At 74.5% G+C, this 19,905-nt stretch carries 14 protein-coding genes and 3 pseudogenes; 12 read left to right on the top strand and 5 right to left on the bottom strand.

Annotated elements, in window-relative coordinates:
- Positions 1-151, bottom strand: a pseudogene (locus JNW87_RS03495) (PadR family transcriptional regulator); the annotation flags it as partial.
- Positions 152-271: 120 nt separating this feature from the next.
- Here JNW87_RS03495 and JNW87_RS03500 point away from each other — a divergent pair.
- The 7 genes and pseudogenes from JNW87_RS03500 to JNW87_RS03540 form a co-directional block, all read left to right on the top strand.
- Positions 272-985, top strand: a pseudogene (locus tag JNW87_RS03500) (MFS transporter); the annotation flags it as partial.
- 567 nt (positions 986-1,552) lie between these two features.
- Positions 1,553-2,392, top strand: coding sequence for a DUF4081 domain-containing GNAT family N-acetyltransferase (locus tag JNW87_RS03505; RefSeq protein ID WP_109805958.1), 840 nt, complete (start codon positions 1,553-1,555; stop codon positions 2,390-2,392).
- A gap of 123 nt (positions 2,393-2,515) precedes the next feature.
- On the top strand, positions 2,516-3,250 hold the full coding sequence (locus JNW87_RS03510) for an ATP-binding cassette domain-containing protein (protein WP_238452991.1): 735 nt from the start codon (positions 2,516-2,518) through the stop codon (positions 3,248-3,250).
- Between the two features lie 4 nt (positions 3,251-3,254).
- On the top strand, positions 3,255-4,652 hold the full coding sequence (locus JNW87_RS39225) for a YhgE/Pip domain-containing protein (protein ID WP_255543369.1): 1,398 nt from the start codon (positions 3,255-3,257) through the stop codon (positions 4,650-4,652).
- On the top strand, positions 4,607-5,404 hold the full coding sequence (locus JNW87_RS03530) for a YhgE/Pip family protein (RefSeq protein ID WP_255543373.1): 798 nt from the start codon (positions 4,607-4,609) through the stop codon (positions 5,402-5,404). Before JNW87_RS39225 ends, JNW87_RS03530 begins: the two co-directional genes overlap by 46 nt.
- 89 nt (positions 5,405-5,493) lie before the next feature.
- Positions 5,494-6,086, top strand: a pseudogene (locus JNW87_RS03535) (TetR/AcrR family transcriptional regulator).
- A gap of 101 nt (positions 6,087-6,187) precedes the next feature.
- Complete coding sequence (locus JNW87_RS03540) at positions 6,188-9,688, top strand: ABC transporter ATP-binding protein/permease (RefSeq protein ID WP_238452993.1); 3,501 nt, start codon at positions 6,188-6,190, stop codon at positions 9,686-9,688.
- A 90-nt stretch (positions 9,689-9,778) separates the two neighbouring features.
- Here JNW87_RS03540 and JNW87_RS03545 read toward each other — a convergent pair whose 3' ends face one another.
- From JNW87_RS03545 to JNW87_RS03560, 4 genes are all read right to left on the bottom strand, one after another.
- A complete protein-coding gene (locus JNW87_RS03545) occupies positions 9,779-10,846 on the bottom strand; it encodes an NADH:flavin oxidoreductase/NADH oxidase (RefSeq protein WP_238452994.1) in 1,068 nt (355 codons plus the stop codon).
- A 61-nt stretch (positions 10,847-10,907) separates the two neighbouring features.
- On the bottom strand, positions 10,908-12,197 hold the full coding sequence (locus JNW87_RS03550; protein ID WP_201749844.1) for a dicarboxylate/amino acid:cation symporter: 1,290 nt from the start codon (positions 12,195-12,197) through the stop codon (positions 10,908-10,910).
- A 239-nt stretch (positions 12,198-12,436) separates the two neighbouring features.
- Entirely contained in the window at positions 12,437-13,060 is a 624-nt protein-coding gene (locus JNW87_RS03555; RefSeq protein ID WP_238452995.1) for a DUF998 domain-containing protein, read from the bottom strand.
- Entirely contained in the window at positions 13,053-14,018 is a 966-nt protein-coding gene (locus JNW87_RS03560; protein WP_238452996.1) for a glutathione S-transferase family protein, read from the bottom strand. Before JNW87_RS03560 ends, JNW87_RS03555 begins: the two co-directional genes overlap by 8 nt.
- Positions 14,019-14,127: 109 nt before the next feature.
- On the opposite strand from JNW87_RS03560, the gene pcaF reads away from it, so the two are divergent.
- The 5 genes from pcaF (at position 14,128) to JNW87_RS03585 (ending at position 19,693) form a co-directional block, all read left to right on the top strand.
- Positions 14,128-15,333: a 3-oxoadipyl-CoA thiolase gene (gene pcaF / locus JNW87_RS03565; protein ID WP_238452997.1), complete on the top strand. Its 1,206-nt coding sequence runs from the start codon at positions 14,128-14,130 to the stop codon at positions 15,331-15,333.
- 194 nt (positions 15,334-15,527) lie between these two features.
- Positions 15,528-16,346 carry an SAM-dependent methyltransferase gene (locus JNW87_RS03570; protein ID WP_238453021.1) on the top strand — a complete coding sequence of 273 codons (819 nt, stop codon included), beginning with the start codon at positions 15,528-15,530 and terminating at the stop codon, positions 16,344-16,346.
- A gap of 6 nt (positions 16,347-16,352) precedes the next feature.
- Entirely contained in the window at positions 16,353-18,518 is a 2,166-nt protein-coding gene (locus JNW87_RS03575; RefSeq protein WP_109803954.1) for a bifunctional diguanylate cyclase/phosphodiesterase, read from the top strand.
- Between the two features lie 55 nt (positions 18,519-18,573).
- Positions 18,574-19,074 (top strand): DUF456 domain-containing protein, encoded by a 501-nt coding sequence (locus tag JNW87_RS03580; RefSeq protein WP_109803955.1) that lies wholly within the window; start codon positions 18,574-18,576, stop codon positions 19,072-19,074.
- Between the two features lie 388 nt (positions 19,075-19,462).
- The gene (locus JNW87_RS03585; protein WP_238452998.1) at positions 19,463-19,693 is read left to right on the top strand and encodes a hypothetical protein; all 231 of its coding nucleotides are present in this window, start codon (positions 19,463-19,465) and stop codon (positions 19,691-19,693) included.
- Positions 19,694-19,905 lie beyond the last annotated feature (212 nt).

Here is a 19,905-nt window from a genome sequence, read left to right on the forward strand (position 1 = left end):
GGCCGCCGTCCCCGGCCCCGACCGCCCCGGCCGCCCCGCCCGCCGTGACCGTGCGTCCCGGGGGGAACGGCGGGCCGGGCGGGAACGGGGGGAAGCCGAAGCCGCGCATCCGGGCCTCGTGCATCGCGTGCATCCGTCCGTGGAATCCCATCGGACTCTCCTATCGTCGTAGTGTCGCTGATGCATCGACGATATATCGGCAACGCATCGGCGACAAGGCAAATTCGGGGCAGGACCGCAAACCGTACGTACGTCTTGCTAAGCTGCCGGCGTGCGCCTGCTTCCCGAACCGGGCCCGGCCCGGACCCTCGCCCTCTCCACCCTGGTCAACACCGTCGGCCGGGGCACCTGGCTGACCGTCAGCGCACTCTTCCTGACCCGTTCGGTCGGCCTGACCGTGGCCCAGGTCGGCGTCGGCCTCACCATCACCGCGCTGGTCAGCCTGGTGGCCAGCACCCCGATGGGCTATCTCGCCGACCGGTACGGCCCGCGCGGCATCCAGCTCGCCGCGCTGCTCGCCTCCGGCGCCTTCACCGCCGCCCTGGTCGCCGTCCGGTCCTTCCCGGCCTTCCTCGTCGTCGGCATGCTGATGGCGGTCGCCGACGCGGCCAGCCGGGGCGCGCGGGGCGCGCTGATCGCCGGGGCCGTCCCCGCCGACCAGCGGGTGCGTACCCGGGCCTGGCTGCGGGCCGTCACCAACGTCGGGATCTCGGTCGGCGCCGTGGTCGCCGGCTTCGGTCTCGCCGCGGACAGCCGGGCCGGGTACGTGACCCTGATCCTGCTCGACTGCCTGACGTACCTGCTCGCGGCGGCGATCCTGCTCCGGCTGCCGGCTGTACCGCCGGTCCCCGCGCCCACGCACGGGCCGCGGCTGATCGCCCTGCGCGACCGTCCCTTCCTGGCCTTCACCGTCCTCGACGGGCTGCTCTCGATGCACTTCGGGCTGATCAACATCGCCCTGCCGCTCTGGATCGCCGACCACACCGCCGCCCCGGACTGGCTCGTCTCGGGCTGCATGCTGGTCAACACCGTCATCGTGGTGCTCTTCCAGGTCCGCGCCTCGCGCGGCACCGAGGACCTGCGGCGGCGGCCCGGGCCGCCCGCCGGGCCGGCGCGGTCATCGCGGTCGCCTGCGGGCTCTTCGCCGCCAGTGGGGGCGTGTCGGCCGCGGCCGCGGTGGCGCTGCTGCTGGCAGGGGCATTCGTGCACGTCATCGGCGAGCTGTGGCACGCGGCGGCGGGCTGGGGGATCTCCTTCGGCCTGGCCCCGGCCCACGCGCAGGGGCAGTACCAGGGCGCGTACGGGATGGGCATGCAGCTCGGCGGGATGGTCGCGCCGGTGGTGGTCACCACCCTGGCGGTCGGCTGGGGAGTGCCGGGATGGCTGTTGCTGGGCGCGCTGTTCCTCCTGCTCGGGCTGCTGGTGCCGCCCGTCGTGGGGTGGGCGCGGCGGTCCCGCCCGGCCGAGCCGGCGCCCGCGCCGGTCCCGGTTGGCTGAGCGGGTCCTCAGGTCGACCCGCGCGCCACCGGGCCGATCTGGCAGGCTGGTAACCGTGCTGACGGTGCCGGTACGTCAACTGGGGGAATCGGAGCGCCGCGCGGTCGAGCGGCTGCTCGACCTCGATCCGTTCGCGGGCGCGCAGGTGGCCGAGCGGGTCGCCGCCCGCGGGCTGGCCTGGTGGCGGGCCGACGGCCGGATCCTCGGCTACGGGGCCCGGCGCAACCTGGAGTCGATCTGCTGGCTGGGCGGCAACCTGACCCCGGTGCTCGCCACCGAGTCGGCGGTCGCGGCCTTCGCCGAGCAGCTCGGCACCGAGGAGCGGCTCTGCTCGTCGATCGTCGGGCGGGCGGACGCGGTGCTCGGCCTCTGGGACCGCCTCTCCGGGCAGTGGGGGCCGGCCCGGGACGTACGCCCCAACCAGCCGCTGCTGGCCACGGACGCGCTGCCCGCGGTGGCGGGCGACCCGGAGGTGCGGCGGGTGCGCGGGGGCGAGATCGACCGGCTCTTCCCGGCGGCGGTGGCCATGTACACCGAGGAGGTCGGGGTCTCGCCGCTGGCCGAGGACGGCGGGCGCGGCTACCGGCGGCGGGTGGCCGACCTGGTCCGCGCGGGCCGCGCCTACGCCCGGTTCGTCGACGGCAAGGTGGTCTTCAAGGCCGAGCTGGCCGTGGTGACCCGGCGGACCGCCCAGGTCCAGGGGGTCTGGGTCGCGCCGGAGTGGCGGGGTCGGGGGATCGCCACCGCGGCGATGGCGGCGGTGGTCCGGGACGCGTTGATCCGGGTTGCGCCGACGGTCAGCCTCTACGTCAACGACTTCAACCTGCCCGCCCGCCGGGTCTACGAGCGCTGCGGCTTCCGGCCGGTCGGCACGCTCGCCACCGTGCTCTTCTGAGCGGCGCCCGGCCGGGCGTGGCCGGGATCACGTCCCGCTGACTGGCCTCGAACCGGACGTTCGAGGCTATGCTGACCGTGTTTTTATACTGACTAGTCAGTTCAACGAAGTCGGGATGGGACGATGAAGATCGTCGAGGCCAGCGGGCTGGGGCTGCGGACCCGCCGAGGCTGGATGTACCGGGACGTCGACCTCACCGCCGAATCCGGTGAGCTGCACGCGGTGACCGGGCCGCCCGGCAGCGGGCGTACCTCCCTGCTGCTCGCCCTGGCCGGCCGCTTCCCGCACACCCACGGCGAGCTGCGCCGGCGCGGACCGGCCGCGCTCGGCCAGGTCGCCGGGGTGCACGAACCCGACCCGACGCTGACCGTGGCCGAGCACATCCAGGAGCGGCTGCTGCTGCTCGGGCCGGTGCCGCGCCGCCGCCGGCAGCTCGTGCCGGTCGCCGCCGTCCGGGCCCGCCGGGCGTACCGGCGGGACGCCTTCGCCGCCGCCATCGCCGGCGCGGGCTTCACCGACACCCCGCTCGACCCCGACCGGTACGGCCGCGACCTCACCCCCGTCGAGCGTCAGGTGCTCGGCCTGGTGCTGGCCAGCCTGAGCGGCCCCAACCTGATCGTCGCCGACGACGTGGACGCCGGATCCGACGCCCCCGAGCGGCAGGCGGTCTGGGCCGCCCTGTCCCGCCTCGCCGAGCAGGGGTACGCCGTCGTCGCCAGCGCCCGCGCCGTCGAGCCCGGCACCGCCGCGATCACCCACCGGATCGGCGACCCGACCCTGCCCGCCCGCACCGAGTTGTCCCTGCCCCCGGCCCCCTCGTCGCTCCCCGGGCGGCCCAGGACCAGACCCCCGAGGTGACCGCATGAGTGTCGTTCGTCTCGCGCTCTTCGAGCTGCGCCGGATGACCCGGGGCCGGCTGCCGCGCGCCGCGCTCGCCGTCCTCACCGTCATCCCGCTGCTCTACGGCGCCCTCTACCTCTACGCCTTCTGGGACCCGTACGGGAACCTGGACCGCATCCCGGTCGCCCTGGTCAACGCCGACCGGCCGGCCAAGGCCGGCGACGGCACCGAGGTGCACGCCGGCCGGGACCTGACCGACGAACTGCTCGACCGCAAGGTCTTCGGCTGGACCGTCACCGACTCCGACGACGCCGCCGCCGGCCTGCGCAGCGGCCGCTACCACCTGGTCTTCGCCATCCCGGCGGACTTCTCCGCCACCCTGGCGGCCAGCCCAGAGCCGGACCGGCCGGCCCGCCGGGGCGAGCTGAAGGTGGTCAACGACGACGCCACCAACTACCTGTCCGGGCTGCTCGCCCGCTCCGCGTTCAGCGAGATCCGGGCCGCCGCCGCGGAGAGCACCGCCGCCTCGTACTTCGACAAGATGCTGATCGGGTTCACCGACGCCAAGGCGGAGACCGGCCGCGCCGCCGACGGCGCCGGGAAGATCCACGACGGGCTCGGCGCCTCCGAGGACGGCGCCGGGAAGATCGCCGACGGGCTGGGCACTGCCGAAGACGGCGCCGGGCAGCTCGCGAGCGGGCTCGACAGGTCCGTGCAGGGCGCGGACAAGCTGGCCAGCGGCCTCGACCAGCTCTACACCGGCGCGGCGCAGATCGCCGACGGCACCAACCGCGCGGCGACCGAGACCCGCGCGGCCGCCGCCCGGGTGGACGCGGCCGCCGACAAGTACGAGCCGCTGCTGCGCAAGAACGCCGCGAACATCCAGCGCGCCGCCACCGGAGTCGCCGAGGGCGCGCAGGCGCTCGCCGACGGCATCGACGCCCTGCCGGCGAAAGCGGACCAGGTGGTGACCCGGGCGGAGCAGGTCCGCGACCGGCTGGACGCGCTGGTCCAGGCCCACCCCGAGCTGGCCGACGATCCGAACCTCGTCGCCGCCCGGCAGGCCGCCGACAAGGCCGTCACCGCCGCCAAGGCGATGGCCGCCGCCCTCGACAAGACCGACCTGGCGGCGCTGCGGAAGCAGATGACCGAGGTCGCCGCCACCGCCCGCGAGGTCGCCGCCGCCGCGCCGCACCTCGCCGACGACGTGGCCGCCGCCCGCGCCAAGGTCGACCAGCTCGCCGACGGGCTCACCACCCTCGCCGACGGCAGCGCCAAGCTGCGCGACGGACTGGGCGGGGCGGCGAACGGCGCGGACCAGCTCCGCGGCGGGCTGTACCGGCTCGCCACCGGCGCCGCCAGCTCGACGGCGGGCTGGCCCAGCTCAGCAGCGGCAGCGACCGGCTCGCGGACGGGCTGACCAAGCTGGAGGGCGGCGCCGGTGACCTCGCCGACGGGCTGGCCGCCGGGGAGAAGAAGCTGCCCGGGTACCACGACGCGGACAGCCGCTCCGACGTGCTCGGCGACCCGGTCGGGCTGATCCGGAAGTCGCACAATCCGGCCGGCTCGTACGGCGTGGGCTTCGCCCCGTACTTCCTCGCCCTGGCGCTCTGGGTCGGCGCGATGATCACGTACATGCTGCTCCGGCCCGTCAACCGGCGGCACGTGATGTCCGGCGCGCCAGGCTGGCGGGTCGCGCTCGCCGGCTGGCTGCCCGCCGCGGCGGTCGGGCTGGCCCAGGCCGGGGTGCTCTTCGCCGTGGTCACCCTGGTGCTCGGCCTCGACCCGGTGCACGGGGCGGCCACCCTCGGCCTGCTGGCGCTGACCTCACTCGCCTTCACCGCGATCATGCAGCTGCTCGGCGCGGCGCTCGGCCCGGCCGGCCGGCTCGCCGCGCTGGCCCTGCTGATGCTCCAGCTCACCTCGTCCGGCGGCACCTACCCGGTGCAGACCTCGCCCGGGTTCTTCCAGGCGATCCACCCCTGGCTGCCGATGACCTACGTGGTGGCCGGGCTCCGGCACACCATCAACGGCGGGCCCGCCGGGCCGGTGCTCACCGGGGCGGCCGTGCTCGTCGCGTTCGGGGTGGGCGCCCTCGCGCTCACCGTCGGCGCGACGCGCCGGTCCCGCCGGCTCACCCCGGCCAAGCTGCACCCCGAACTGACCATGTGAGGATGCTGATGGGCCGGACGGCGGTGACCCGGGGCTCCGGCACGGGCCGGCCCACCGGCGCGGGCCGGGGTGGTCGACGGGGAGGGCGAGTGGCGGACGGACGGTCGCGGCGGCGGGAGGACACCCGTCAGCGCCTCTTCGTGGCGGCGGTGGAGCTCATCGCCGAGCAGGGCTTCTCGGCCACCACCGTGGACGACATCGCGGCCCGGGCGGGGTGGCGAAGGGGACCGTCTACTACAACTTCGAGTCCAAGACGGTGCTCTTCGAGGAGCTGCTGCGGCACGGCATCGGGCTGCTCACCGCCGAATTCCGGGCGGCGGTCGCCGGGCTGCCGCCCCGCGAGGCGCTCGCCGCCCTGGTCCGTGCCGAGCTGGAGTACATCCGCCGGTACCGGGCGTTCGCCCAGCTCCTGCTCTCGGAGATGTGGCGGACCAACCGGGAGTGGCAGCAGACCCTGCGGCTGCTGCGCGGCGAGGCCATCGAGGTGATCGCCGAGACCGTCCGGGCCGGGGTGGCCAGCGGCGACCTCCCCGCCGACCTGGACGTACGCATGGCCAGCTCGGCGCTGTTCGGCGTCGGGCTGGTGGTGGCCGTGGACTGGCTGGTGTTCCAGCCGGAACGGCCGATCGAGGAGGTGCAGGAGGCGCTGCTCGGCATCGTCCGCCGGGTCGCCCAGACCTGAGCCGGGGACGTCTGCCGCCGGCGTAAATGCGTTGAGCGGTCGCGGCCGGACGACGAGGCTGGGGTCACCGCCCCGCCCACCCGAGTCCGGAGGACCGTCCCATGCGCCTGCTCCGTGATCTCTGGGCCACCGCACCGCACCGAATGGCGGTCGTCGTCCTGCTGATCCTGCTCGGCGCCGGCGGCCAGGCCGCCGCCTCGGCGCTGGCCGGGCCGGTGCTGGTGCACCGCTCGGCCGGCTGGTTCGCGGCCCTGGCCGTGGCGCTGGTCGCCACCGTGCTCACCGACCTCGCCATCGGACTGCTGATGGCCGGGCTGACCGCCGACTGGTCCGCCGACGTCCGCCGCCGGCTCTGCCGGGTGGCGCTCGGGCAGGACCTGCCGACCCTGGAGGCCACCCCCGTCGGCGAGCTGCTCGACCGGATCGACAACGACGTCTACCAGGTCGCCGCCGAGATGCGGAACACCGGCGTCCGGCTCGTCCAGGGCCTCGCCGTGTGCCTGCTCGCCACCGCGAGCGCGCTGATCGTCTGGTGGCCGGCGGGCGTCGGGATGGTCGTGCTGACCGCCCTGCTCGGCGTGCTGCTGCGCCGCCCCACCGGGCGGATCGCCCCGGCCCGGATGGCCGAGGAGGAGGCCTGGTCGGACCTCGCCGCGGTGATGGAGGAGGCGGTGCACGGCCAGGACGACGTCCGGACCAGCCTGGCCCGCCCGTACGTGCTGCGCCTCTACGCCCGGCGGGCCGCCGAGGTGATCGCCCGGGGCGGCCGGGTGTTCCGGCTGTCCGCCCGGGTCACCGCCCTCGCCGCCGGCGCCGTCCGGATCGGCATCGCCGCGGTGGTCCTCTCCGGCGCCTGGGCGCTGGCCACCGAGCGGATCGACGGCGCCCGGCTCACCGCGATCTGGCTGCTCGCCCTCGCGTTCGGCGCGACCGTCGAGCACATCGCCCGCTGGGTGCCGCACCTCCAGCAGGCGCTCGGCGCCTGGGCCCGGGTGCAACTGCTCGCCGGCGCACGGCAGGAACCCGTCGGCGGGACCACCCCGGCCGACGGTGACCTGACCGTGCGCGGGCTCACCTTCCGCTACCCGTCCGGCGGGGACGAGCGGGGGCCGGCGCTGCGCGACATCCGGCTCACCTTCGCCCGCGGCCGGTCGTACGCCCTGGTCGGGCGGACCGGATCGGGCAAGTCCACGCTGGCCAAGGTGCTCACCCGGGCGGTGGACGTGCCGCGCGGCACGGTCTTCCTCGGCGACACCGACCTGGTGGACCTGGACGTCGAGGCGCTGCGCCGGTGGATCGCGGTTGTGCCCCAGCGCACCGAGATCCTGGCCGGCACCCTCGCCGAGAACGTCGCCCTCTTCGACCCCGACCTGCTCGACGACGCCGCCCGGGCGCTGGCGGAGCTGGGGCTGGCCGGCTGGATCGCCGAACTCCCCGACGGCGTGGACACGAAGCTCGGCGAGGGCGGGCACGTGCTCTCCGCCGGGCAGGAGCAGCTCGTGGCGTTCGCCCGGATCCTGGTCCGCGACCCGCACGTGGTGATCCTCGACGAGGCCACCGCCCGGCTCGACCCGGTCACCGAGACCCGGGTCCGGCAGGCCACCGAACGGCTGCTCGCCGACCGGATCGGCATCCTCATCGCGCATCGGCTCTCCTCGGTGCGCCGCTGCGACGAGGTGGTGGTGATGGCCGACGGCGCGGTGCTGGAGGCGGGCCCGCTGCGCGAGTCGGAACGCTTTGCCGAGCTGCTGGCGACCAGCCACGCCAGCGCGTACGCCGCGACCGGGGTCGGGCGCGGCGGGGTGGACCTGCTGCCCGGGCCCGACGAGCCGTGGGACGACGGCGAGCCGGCGGCCGCGCCGGTCGAGGCCGTCCGGCCGGCCCAGGTGGTCGTACCGAGGAGGGACCCGCCGCCGCTGCCCCCGGCGCCGCCCGCGCGGACCATGCGGGAGATCCTGCGGCTGGGCACCAACGACCCGCGGTACGGCCTGGTCTCCGTCAGCCTGTTCGTGGTGATGACCCTGCTCGGCCTGGACGGTTCGGTGCTGCCGTGGCTCTGGGCGGACGTGGTCGGCGGCGGCGACCCCTGGCTGCCGGCGCTGGGCATCGTGGCCGCGCTGCTGGTCGTCCTGCCGCTGCCGTACCTGACCAACCTGTGGTTCCCGCAGTGGTGGATCCGGCAGTTGCTGCGGATCAGCCTGCGGCTGGTGCACGGGCAGACGGGGGCGCGCCGGGTCAGCGGGCACACCCCGGCCGAGGTGGTCGCCCAGGGCGGCGACACCGACCGGGTGGTGCAGCTCGCCGACAACCTGATGGACCAGTTCATCTCGGTGGCGATCGTGGTGACCATGACCGTGGTGACCGGCAGCCTCGTGCCCGCGCTCTTCTTCGTCGGGACGATGGTGGTCTCCGGGCTGGCGGCGACGCTGTTCGGGCCGCGGCTGGAACGCACCGCCGGGGGCACCGTGAAGGCCCGGGCTGCGTTCGCGACCGCCCTGGTCTCCTCGCTGTCCGCGGCCCGTACGGTGAAGCTCGCCGGCGCCACCCGCCCGGTGCTGGACCACCTCGCGACGCTGGACACGGTCCGCAGCGACCGGCAGCGCCGGGAGATCTCCATGCAGGTGTGGGCGCGGTCCACCCCGTCGGTGGTCAGCGGCCTGCTGCCGATCGGCGCCTGGGCGCTCTACCTGGCCGGCGGGCTCTCCGCCGGCGCGACCCTGGTGGCGGTCTCCACCCTTGGGGCGGCCCGCTGGTTCGCCTGGACCACCGCGTCGCTGGTCTCGCACTACCCGTCGGCGCGGGTGTGGACCCGCCGGACCGTGGCGATGGCCGGAATCGGGGAGTACTCCGCGGCGGTGCCGGGGGTCGACCTCGCCGCGGGCACCGCGCCCGCGCCCGAGCCGCCGCCGCGGCACCCGCTGCGCCGGCTCGACCTCACCGGCTTCGGGGCGCTGCACTCCGACGGCACCCTCGCCGTCCGGGACGTCGACCTGACCGTCGAACGGGGGCAGCTGGTGCTGGTGGTGGGCCCGGTCGGCTCCGGCAAGTCCTCGCTGCTGCGGGCCCTCGCCGGCATCGTGCACCACACCGGCACGCTGCGCTGGAATGGCGATCCGGTCACCGAGCCGGAGCTGTTCCTCCGCCCGGGCCAGGTCGGGTACGTCAGTCAGCTGCCCCGGGTGCTCTCCGGCACGGTGGCCGACAACATCGCCCTGGGCCACGACGTGGACGCCGCCGACGCGGTGTCGACGGCGCAGCTGGCGCACGACCTGGCCGCGGCCGGTGGCGGGCTCGGGCTGCTGATCGGGCACAAGGGCACCCGGCTGTCCGGCGGTCAGCTCCAGCGGCTGGCGCTGGCCCGGGCGCTCGCGCCGCGTACCGAGCTGCTGATCGCCGACGACGTGTCGTCCGCGCTGGACGTCACCACCGAGCTGGCGCTCTGGGCGGCGCTGCGCGACCGCGGGGTGACCGTGGTCGGCTCGACGTCCAAGCGGGCCGCCCTGGTCCGCGCCGACCACGTCGTGGTCCTGATCGACGGCGGGGTCGCCGCCCAGGGCCCCTGGCGGAACCTGGAACCCCACTGGTCCCACCTGGCCGGCTGACCGGCTGGCCGGCATCGTCGATCATGAGGTTAGCGGGGACGCCTGCCCGCTTTGTCCCCGCCAACCTCATGATCAACAGCGATCGGGGGGTCAGAAGGCGCGGGTGTACTGGTTCGGCCAGTGGGGTTCGGCGGTGAGCTTGGCGGCGGCGCGGCGGGGCCAGTAGGGGTCGCGGAGGAGTTCGCGGCCCAGGAGGACCAGGTCGGCCTCGCCGGCGGCGACGATCTGCTCGGCCTGCTCCGGCTCGACGATCAGGCCGACCGCGCCGGTGAGCACGCCCGCGTCGCGGCGGATCCGGGCGGCGAGCGGCACCTGGTAGCCGGGGCCGACCGGGATGCTCGCGCTGGCCGAGGCGCCGCCGGAGGAGGCGTCCACCAGGTCCACCCCGGCGGCGGCCAGCTCGCCGGCGAGCACGACGCTGTCCTCGACGGTCCAGCCGCCGGAGACCCAGTCGGTGGCCGAGATCCGGGTCAGCACCGGCACCGACTCGCCGACCGCGGCGCGTACCGCCCGGGCCACCTCCAGGGTGAGCCGCATCCGAGCGGTGCGGTCCCCGCCGTAGCCGTCCGTACGGTGGTTGGTCAGCGGGGAGAGGAACTCGTGCAGCAGGTAGCCGTGCGCGGCGTGGATCTCCACCGCGGCGAAGCCGGCGTCCAGCGCCCGGCCGGCGGCGGTGGCGAACGCGGCCACCACGCCGGCGATCCCGGCCTCGTCCAGGGCGGTCGGCCACCGGTAGTCGGGCAGGAACGGCTCGGTGCCCGGGCCGACCGGGGTCCAGCCGCCCTCGGCGTCCGGCACGCCGCCGCGCCGCTCGGCCCACGGCCGGTACGTGGCGGCCTTGAACCCGGCGTGCGCGAGCTGCACGGCCGGCACCGCGCCCTGCGCGGCGACGAACGCGGTGATCGGGCGCCAGGCGTCGACGTGCGCGTCGGACCAGAGGCCGACGTCCTGCGGGCTGATCCGGCCCTCGGGGACGACCGCGGTGGCCTCGGTGACGATCAGGCCGGCGCCGCCGACGGCCCGGGAGCCGAGGTGGACCCGGTGCCAGTCCGTCGGCAGTCCGTCCGGGCCGGCGCTGTACTGGCACATCGGGGCCATCGCGACCCGGTTGGGCAGGGTGACGCCGCGCAGGGCGAGCGGGGTGAACAGGGCACTCATGCGGTGATCCTCTCGAAGCACGAAAAAGGGAGGGCCCGGGGGCCCTCCCTTTTCAGGTTGCTCAGGCCGGGACGGGAGCCAGCCGGTCGGCGGGCCGCGTCTCGTCGGCGTCGACCAGCTCGCGCTTGCCGGCGGACTCGTACGCGGCCCGGTCGAGGGTGCCCTCGCGGGCGGCCACGATGGTCGGTACGAGCGCCTGACCGGCCACGTTGGTGGCGGTGCGGATCATGTCCAGGATCGGGTCGATCGCCAGCAGCAGACCGGCGCCGGCCAGCGGCAGGCCCAGCGTGCTCAGGGTCAGGGTGAGCATCACGATCGCGCCGGTCAGGCCGGCGGTGGCGGCCGAGCCGACCACCGAGACGAAGGCGATCAGCAGGTAGTCGGTCACGCCCAGGTCCACCCCGAAGACCTGCGCCACGAAGATCGCGGCCAGGGCCGGGTAGATCGCCGCGCAGCCGTCCATCTTCGTGGTGGCGCCGAACGGCACCGCGAAGGAGGCGTACTCGCGGGGTACGCCGAGCCGCTCGACGGAGCGCTGGGTCACCGGCATGGTGCCCACCGAGGAGCGGGAGACGAAGGCCAGCTCGATGGCCGGCCAGGCGCCGGCGAAGAAGCGCAGCGGGTTGAGCCGGCCGGCGACGACGAGCAGCACCGGGTAGACCACGAAGAGCACGATCGCGCAGCCGACGTAGACGGCGGTGGTGAACTTCGCGAGCGGGGCGACCAGGTCCCAGCCGTACGCGGCGACGGCGTGGCCGATCAGGCCGAGGGTGCCGATCGGGGCGAGCCGGATCACCCACCAGAGCGCCTTCTGCACGATGCTCAGCACGGAGCGGTTGAACTCGACGAACGGCTCGGCGGCCTGGCCGACCAGCAGCGCGGCGGCGCCGACCACCAGGGCGAGGAAGACGATCTGGAGCACGTTGCCCTCGACGAACGCGCCGACCGGGTTGGTGGGCACGATGCCGGTGAGGAAGTCGGTCCAGGAGCCGGTCTTCTTCGGTGCGGCGGCGCCGGCGACGTCCAGGGTGACCCCCTTGCCGGGGTCGGTGAGCAGGCCGAGGCCGATGCCGATGCTCACCGCGATCAGCGCGGTGATGCCGAACCAGAGCAGGGTCTTCAGCGCCAGCCGGGCGGCGTTGGCCACGCCGCGCAGGCTGACCACGCTGACCACGATGGCGGTGAAGACCAGCGGCGGGACGGCCAGCTTGAGCAGCTGGACGAAGAGGCCGCCGACGGTGTCGAGGGTGCCGGCCAGCCAGGTCAGGTCGTTGGCGCGGGCGAGGAAGCCCAGCGCCACGCCGAGCACGAGGCCGAGCAGGATCTGCACGGAAAAGGGGATCTTGCGCAAAGCGGAAGCCATGAGGATGCGTCCAAGGTCTGAAGGGTCGGTCGGGGGCAGCGTCAGGAACGAGGCTGCACCGGACAGACGCCGCTGGCCTGCAGTCGGAGGTCGACATACAGGCGCACGGTGAGGTGCCAGACGTTGGTCATCGCCTGCCGACGCTACTCCCAGCCGACATGCAGGTGGAAGGAGCGATCGCCGTGATGCTCCTTACGTCGGCGGTTCACGTCCGGGTGATCCGTTCGTCACGATCGTCGCCCGGCCAGGCCGAGTGCGCCGGCGGTGGCCAGTCCCCAGCCGACCGCCACCGTCAACAGCAGCCGTTCCAGCAGCCCGACCAGGCCGCCGCGCCCCACGGTCAGCATGATCAGGGCGATCGCCGCCGACAGCGGCAGGGCCAGCGCCGCACCGACGGCGGCGATCCGGCGCACCGCCGGCCCGGCGGCGGGGGAGCGGAGCAGGGCCAGCATCGCGAAGACCACCGAGGCCGTCGCCGCGATGCTCGCGCCGCCGTGCACCAGGTCGGCCACGGTGGGTCTCTCGAACGGCGGCAGCGGGCAGCCCGCGCTGCAGGTCACCGCGCCGGACAGCAGCGTGAGGACGCCGCCGGTCGCGAGCAGCGCCCCGGCCACCCGCAGCGCCGGGGGCAGCGCCACCGCGAGCAGCAGCAGCGCCCCGGCCAGGGCGAAGACCCCGATCCGGTACGCCGCGGCGTACCGGCTGTCGGTGACGCCGGCCTCGCTGACGTACCCCGTGGGGCCCGGACCGGGACCGGCGACCACGGCGACCGTCACCGCCACCGCGCCCGCCAGGGCGCAGCCGGCGGCGGCCGACGCGGCGACGACCCGGCCGAGGCGCGGGTCAGCCACGCCCGTGCGGCGTGGCCCAGCCGGAGAGGTTCGGGCCGAGCGGCACGATCCCGGTCGGATTGATCTCCCGGTGCGTGGCGTAGTAGTGGCGCTTGATGTGGTCGAAGTCGACCGTGTCCCCGAAGCCGGGCGTCTGGAACAGGTCCCGGGCGTACGCCCAGAGCACCGGCATCTCGGTCAGCTTCTGCCGGTTGCACTTGAAGTGCCCGTGGTACGCCACGTCGAAGCGGACCAGCGTGGTGAACAGCCGCACGTCCGCCTCGGTGATCGTGTCGCCCATCAGGTAGCGGCGGCCGGCCAGCCGCTCCGACAGCGCGTCCAGCCGGGCGAACAGCGCGCGGTACGCCTCGTCGTACGCCTCCTGGGAGGTGGCGAAGCCGCACCGGTAGACCCCGTTGTTGACGTCCCGGTGGATCTCCGCCATCAGCGCGTTCATCTCCGGGCGCAGCTCGACCGGGTACAGGTCCGGCGCGTCCGGCTTGTGGAACCGCCGCCATTCGGTGGAGAAGTCCAGGGTGAGCTGCGGGTAGTCATTGGTGACCACCCGCCCGGTGAGCGTGTCGACCAGCGCCGGCACGGTCACCCGGCCGGTGTAGTCCGGGTCGGTGGCCAGGTACGCCTCGGAGAGGTAGCCGATGCCGAGCACCGGGTCGAAGCCGTCCGGGTCCAGCGCGAACCGCCAGCCCCGCTCGTCCCGGATCGGGTCGACCGTGCCCAGCGAGATCACGTCGTCCAGGCCGAGCAGGCCGCGCACGATCCGGGCCCGGTGCGCCCACGGGCAGGCCCGGCACCAGATCAGCCGGTACCGGCCGGCCTCCGGCGGCCACCGGTCCTGGTCGTCCGGGCCGCCGCCGGGCGGGGACGTCGAGTGCGGGGTGACCCGACCGGTGAACCGGTTGGGCTGGCGGACGAACTCGCCGGTGCCGGTGGTCTCTGCGCTGAACTGGGCCCGGGTCATGCCGCCAACCTATCCGTTTCCGGCCTGGATATTCTGGCGGCCGGGCGTCCCCGTGACCCGGCGGACGCCGCCGCCTCCAGCCCCTTCCCACCCCCGAAGGACAGCGCCGATGACCGTGGCATACCTCGTGGCCGGAGTCCGCACCCCGATCGGCCGGTACGCCGGCGCCCTCGCCGGGGTACGCCCCGACGACCTCGCCGCGCACGTGATCCGCGAGCTGGTCGCCCGGCACCCGTCGGTGGACTGGGCCCGCACCGACGACGTGCTCCTCGGCTGCGCCAACCAGGCCGGCGAGGACAACCGCAACGTGGCCCGGATGGCGGCGCTGCTCGGCGGGCTGCCCGAGGAGGTTCCCGGCAGCACGGTCAACCGGCTCTGCGGCTCCGGCCTGGACGCCCTGGCCACCGCCGCCCGCTCCATCGTGGCCGGCGAGGCCGACCTGGTGATCGCCGGCGGGGTGGAGAGCATGAGCCGGGCCCCCTTCGTCATGCCGAAGGCGACCACGCCGTTCTCCCGCGCCGCCGAGGTGTACGACACCACCATCGGCTGGCGGCTGGTCAACCCGCTGATGAAGCAGCGGTGGGGGATCGACTCGATGCCGGAGACCGCGGAGAACGTCGCCGCCGAGCACGGCGTCGACCGGACCGCCCAGGACGAGTTCGCGTACCGCTCCCAGCAGCGGGCCGCCAAGGCGCAGGCCGACGGCCGGTTCGCCGAGGAGATCGTGCCGGTGACCGTGCCGGCCGGCCGCCGCGAGACCAAGCTGGTCGAGGTCGACGAGCACCCGCGGGAGACCTCGCTGGAGAAGCTCGCGGCGCTGCCCACCCCGTTCCGCGAGGGCGGCACGGTCACCGCCGGCAACTCCTCCGGGGTCAACGACGGCGCGGTCGCCCTGCTGGTCGCCTCCGAGGCCGCCATCACCCGGTACGGCCTCACCCCGCTCGCCCGGGTCAGCGGCGCGGCGGCGGCCGGCGTACCGCCGCGGATCATGGGGATGGGTCCGGTGCCGGCCACCCGCAAGCTGCTCGACCGCCTCGGTCTGGGGCTCGACGCCGTGGACGTGATCGAGCTGAACGAGGCGTTCGCCGCCCAGTCCGTCGCGGTGCTGCGGGAGCTGGGCCTGCCCGAGGACGCCGAGCACGTCAACCCGAACGGCGGTGCGATCGCCCTCGGTCACCCCCTCGGGGCCAGCGGCGCCCGGCTGGCGCTCACCGCCGCGCTGGAGCTGCGCCGCCGGGGCGCCCGGCGGGCCCTCGCGACCATGTGCGTCGGCGTGGGGCAGGGCATCTCCCTGCTGCTGGAGTCCGCCGCCTGACGACGGGCCGGTCCGTCGCCCCGGCCGGCGGCGGGCCGCCCGTGCCGAAAAGTCGATCTCCCGTCGCTTGGCGGACGCGCCTAGAGTGGTCAGCACCACACGATCCGCGGGTCGGCCGGTGTCGCTTCCGCGTGCCCCCGCGCGCCCGGACACCGCTGCCCACCCGCGCCGCGGCGACGAACTGGGGCGACGTGATGCAGATGCCGGACGGACTTCCCGCCGAGATCGACCTGACCCGGCCGAGCGCGGCCCGGGTGTACGACTACTTCCTCGGTGGCGCGCACAACTTCGAGATCGACCGGCAGCTAGCCGAGCAGATCGCGAGCATGACCCCGAACCTGGCCGCGACCATGCGCTCGGGCCGGGACTTCCTGCGCCGGGCCGTCCGCGTGCTGCTCGACGCCGGCATCGACCAGTTCCTCGACATCGGCTCCGGCATCCCGACCGTCGGCAACGTGCACGAGGTGGCCCAGGCGGCGAACCCGAAGGCCCGGATCGTCTACGTCGACATCGACCCGGTCGCCGTGGCGCACAGCCGGGAGCTGCTCGCCGGCAACGACCTCACCGCCGTCCTCCACGCCGACCTGCGCGAGCCGGAGCGGATCCTCGCCGAGGCCCGGGAGTCGGGCCTGATCGACTTCGACCGGCCGGTCGGCATCCTGCTCGCCGGGGTGGTCCACTTCGTCCCGAACGCCGACCGCCCCGGCGACCTCCTGGCCACCCTGCGGGCCGCCGCCGCGCCCGGCAGCTACCTGGTCGTCTCGCACTCCACCTTCGAGGACCAGCCGCAGGAGATGCTCGACGCGCAGCGACTGTCGGCGCGTACCGACACCGAGATCACGCTGCGGTCGCGCGCGGAGATCAGCTCCTTCTTCGGCGACTGGACGATCCTCGAACCGGGCGTGGTGCACATGCCGCTCTGGCGCCCGGACTCGCCGTCTGACGTGGACGAACACCCCGAGCGGTTCGGGGCCTTCGGCGGCGTCGCCCAGCACGACCAGCCCGCCGGCTGAGCCGACATGCAGGCCGCGCCGGTGTCCGGCGGGGAGGACTTCAGCCCGCCGGGCGCCCGGGCGTACGCCGCCGAGTGGGCTCGGGCGGTCCGCCGGCTCGGTTTCGTGCCGCTGAGCGCGGTCGAGACCGAGCGGCTGCTGCTCGTGCACACCGCACGGCTGGCCCAGGCCCTCCTCGCCCCGACGTTCTCCGCGCAGGCGGCGGAGCACGTCGGGCGGGCGCTGGTGGAGGCCCATCTCACCGAGCCCGGCGTGCTCGACTGGTCGGTACGCGCGCTCGGCGACCACTTCCTGGCCCGGGTGCTGCCCGGCCGGACGGAGTGGCCCGAGGCGCGGGAGCGGGTGACGGCGTCGCAGGGCGCGCTCTCCGCCGGCTTCGCCCGCGCGCTGCGCGACCGCACCTTCAGCCAGCAGGAGCGGATCGCCCGCTCGGCCTGGCAGGCCCGGGACGCGGTCGAGCAGGCGCTGCGGGACAGTGAGGCCCGGTTCCGGGCGGTGTTCACCGGCGCGGCGATCGGGATCGGCATCGCCGGCGTCGATGGCCGGGTCATCGAGGTCAACCAGTCCTTCGCCGACATGCTCGGCTACACGGTCGACGAGCTGCGCGCGATCAACGTCGCCTCGCTCTTCTACGCCGACGACGCGGCCGGCATGTGGGAGCTGTACCAGGAGCTGATCGAGGGTAAGCACGACAGCGTTCGGGTGGAGAAGCGCTACCTCCGCAAGGACGGCACGATCGTCTGGACCGACCTCGCCGTCTCGCTGATCCGGTACGACGACGGCCGGCCCCGGTTCACCGTCGCGATGATCGAGGACATCACCGAGCGGTACGAGCTCCAACAGCGGCTGCGCTTCCAGGCGCTGCACGACCCACTCACCGGTCTGCCCAACCGGACGCTGTTCTTCGAGACGCTGGGCCGGGTCTTCGAGAGCGCAGCCGAGGAGCAGCGGGTCGGCATCTGCTTCCTCGACCTGGACGGCTTCAAGGCGATCAACGACAGCCTCGGCCACGACCTCGGCGACCTGCTGCTGATCGTGATCAGCCGGCGGCTCGCCGACTGCGTCGCCGGCCGCGGCCACCTGGTCGCCCGGATGGGCGGCGACGAGTTCGTCATCCTGGTCGACTCCGGCGGCGGCCTCGACGACGCGGTGGAGGTGGCCGAGTTGGCGCTGGCCGCGGTCTCCGCCCCGGTGCACGTCGGCGACCAGCAGCTCGCCGTCTCGGCGAGCATCGGCATCGTGGAGTGCCCGGCCGCGGAGACCAGCGTCTCCGAGCTGATGAAGGCCGCCGACACCACCCTGTACTGGGCGAAGGCGGAGGGGCGGGGCCGGTGGGCGGTCTACGACCCGGAGCGCAGCGCCGCCGACATCGCCCGCTCGGCGCTGGCCGCCGGCCTGCCGGCCGCGCTGGACCGGGGCGAGTTCGTGCTGCACTACCAGCCCATCGTGTCGCTGCTGGACGGCACGATGCTCGCGGTGGAGGCGCTGGTCCGCTGGCAGCACCCGGAGCTGGGGTTGATCGGGCCGGACCGGTTCATCGGGCTGGCCGAGGAGACCGGGCTGATCGTCCGGCTCGGCGCCTGGGTGCTCCGGCAGGCGTGCCGGGACGCCGAGGGCTGGCGGCGGGCGTACCCGGACGCGGGGCTGGTGGTCAGCGTCAACCTGGCCGCCCGGCAGGCCGACGACCCGGCGATCGTGGACACGGTGGCCGAGGCGCTGACCAGGACCGGGCTCCCGGCGGAACTGCTGCAACTGGAGCTGACCGAGAGTGCGGTGATGGGCACCGCCGGGGAGCCGCTGCGGTCGCTGCACGAGCTGGCCGGGCTCGGCGTCCGGCTGGCCATCGACGACTTCGGCACCGGGTACTCGAACCTGGCGTACCTGCGCCGGTTGCCGATCCACTGCCTGAAGCTGGCCGGACCCTTCGTCGAGGGGATCCGGGCCGACGGGGCGGACGTCGCGGCCGACCACCGGGACGAGCGGATCGTCGACGCGTTGGTGCGGCTGGCGCACGCGCTGGAGCTCTGGGTCACCGCCGAGGCGGTGGAGACCGAGGTGCAGGCCGAGCGGCTGCGGGCGCTGCGCTGCGACACCGGGCAGGGACGCTGGTTCGGCGCACCCGTCCCGGCGGACCGGATCCGCGCCCGGCTCGCGGGAGAGGAGAGGCCGTGAGCGCGAGGAGTGAGCCGGTTTTGCGAGCCCCGCAGTCGCGAACTGAGGAGACGCCTTGAGTCTCACCGACACGCAGGCCGTGGTCTCGGTGGTGGCCGCGCTGGCCATCCTGGCCGGGCTGGCCGGGGTGGTGGTGCCCGGGCTGCCGGCGTTGCCGCTGTGCTGGGGCGGGGTGCTGGTCTGGGCGCTCTTCGGCGGTGCCGGCCCCGGCCGTTGGGCGGTGCTCGCCGCCGCCACGGTGGTCGCCGCCGGCGGCACGGTGGTGAAGTACCTCTGGCCCGGGCGGAACCTGAAGAGGACCGGCGTGCCCACGTCGTCCCTGCTGGCCGGGGGCCTGCTCGGGCTGGTCGGTTTCTTCGTGATCCCGGTGGTCGGCCTGGTGATCGGCTTCGTGGCCGGGGTGTGGGGCGCGGAACGGCTGCGGCTGGGCAGCAACCAGCTCGCCTGGCCGGCCACCGTGCAGGCGCTCAAGGCGGCCGGTCTGTCCATGCTGGTGGAGTTCCTCGCCGGCGTGGTGATCGCCGCCCTCTGGGTGGCCGGGCTGCTGCTCACCTGACCTCGGGAGGTAGCGGGTCGATGGCTTCGAGGTTCCGGATGGGCAGCCGCCTCCAGGAGCTCAGCGGCGAGACGACGCTCTGGATCGTCGCCGTGAATCTGGACGTCCTGTCGGGCTACACCCTCTGGGGTGGCGATGACCCAGATCGATTCCTGACGGTGGAGGATCGGCTGGTCCTGGCTCCAGACGTGGAAGCGCTGATCTCACACCTCCCCAGGTCCGGCCGTCACTCGTTCTCGGGCGACGCCCGCTACGGCAGATTCCGGCAGGAGGTGACCAGCGCTACTCGCCCGGGGCGGCGGATGGCGACGAGAGCGGGCGCTACGACTTCTCCGGAACTCTGGAGGCGCTCCGCGACCGCGACGTTCTCTACGCGCCACACTCCGGGATGGCGGCGGACTGCCTGGGAGCCGCGCTCGATCTCGGTCTCCAGTTCGGCGCCGAGTCGGTGGGCTACCAGCTGGCCCGGCACGGTCCACTGGATCGGCTGTACCGAGCGATATGGAAGGAGATCGACGAGTCGGAGCTCGACTACCTGGAGTGCGAGGCGGCGCTCGTCCGAGTGATCGAGTGGATGGAGGGCCTGGCGTGGGCCTGGCCTGCCCGCACCTGGACGTGATGGTGCGGCGGCGCGGGGTGCCCGGAAGGTACGACGGATCGCCGTACGAGTGAGAGAGAGGTCGGCACCCCGCGCCGTCGCGGACCGGGCGTTGCCGAGCGCCCGGCGGTAGGCCCGTCGCGATCGGGCCTGGTCACGGGGTCAAGGATGCGGCCGGGAGGGCCGGCCCGGCAACGGAATTAGCCGCCGCGGCGGTGAGATTCCCACGGCCG

Origin of the sequence: Micromonospora sp. ATA51, from assembly GCF_016802855.1 — a bacterium.
Taxonomy (GTDB): Bacteria; Actinomycetota; Actinomycetes; order Mycobacteriales; family Micromonosporaceae; genus Micromonospora; species Micromonospora sicca.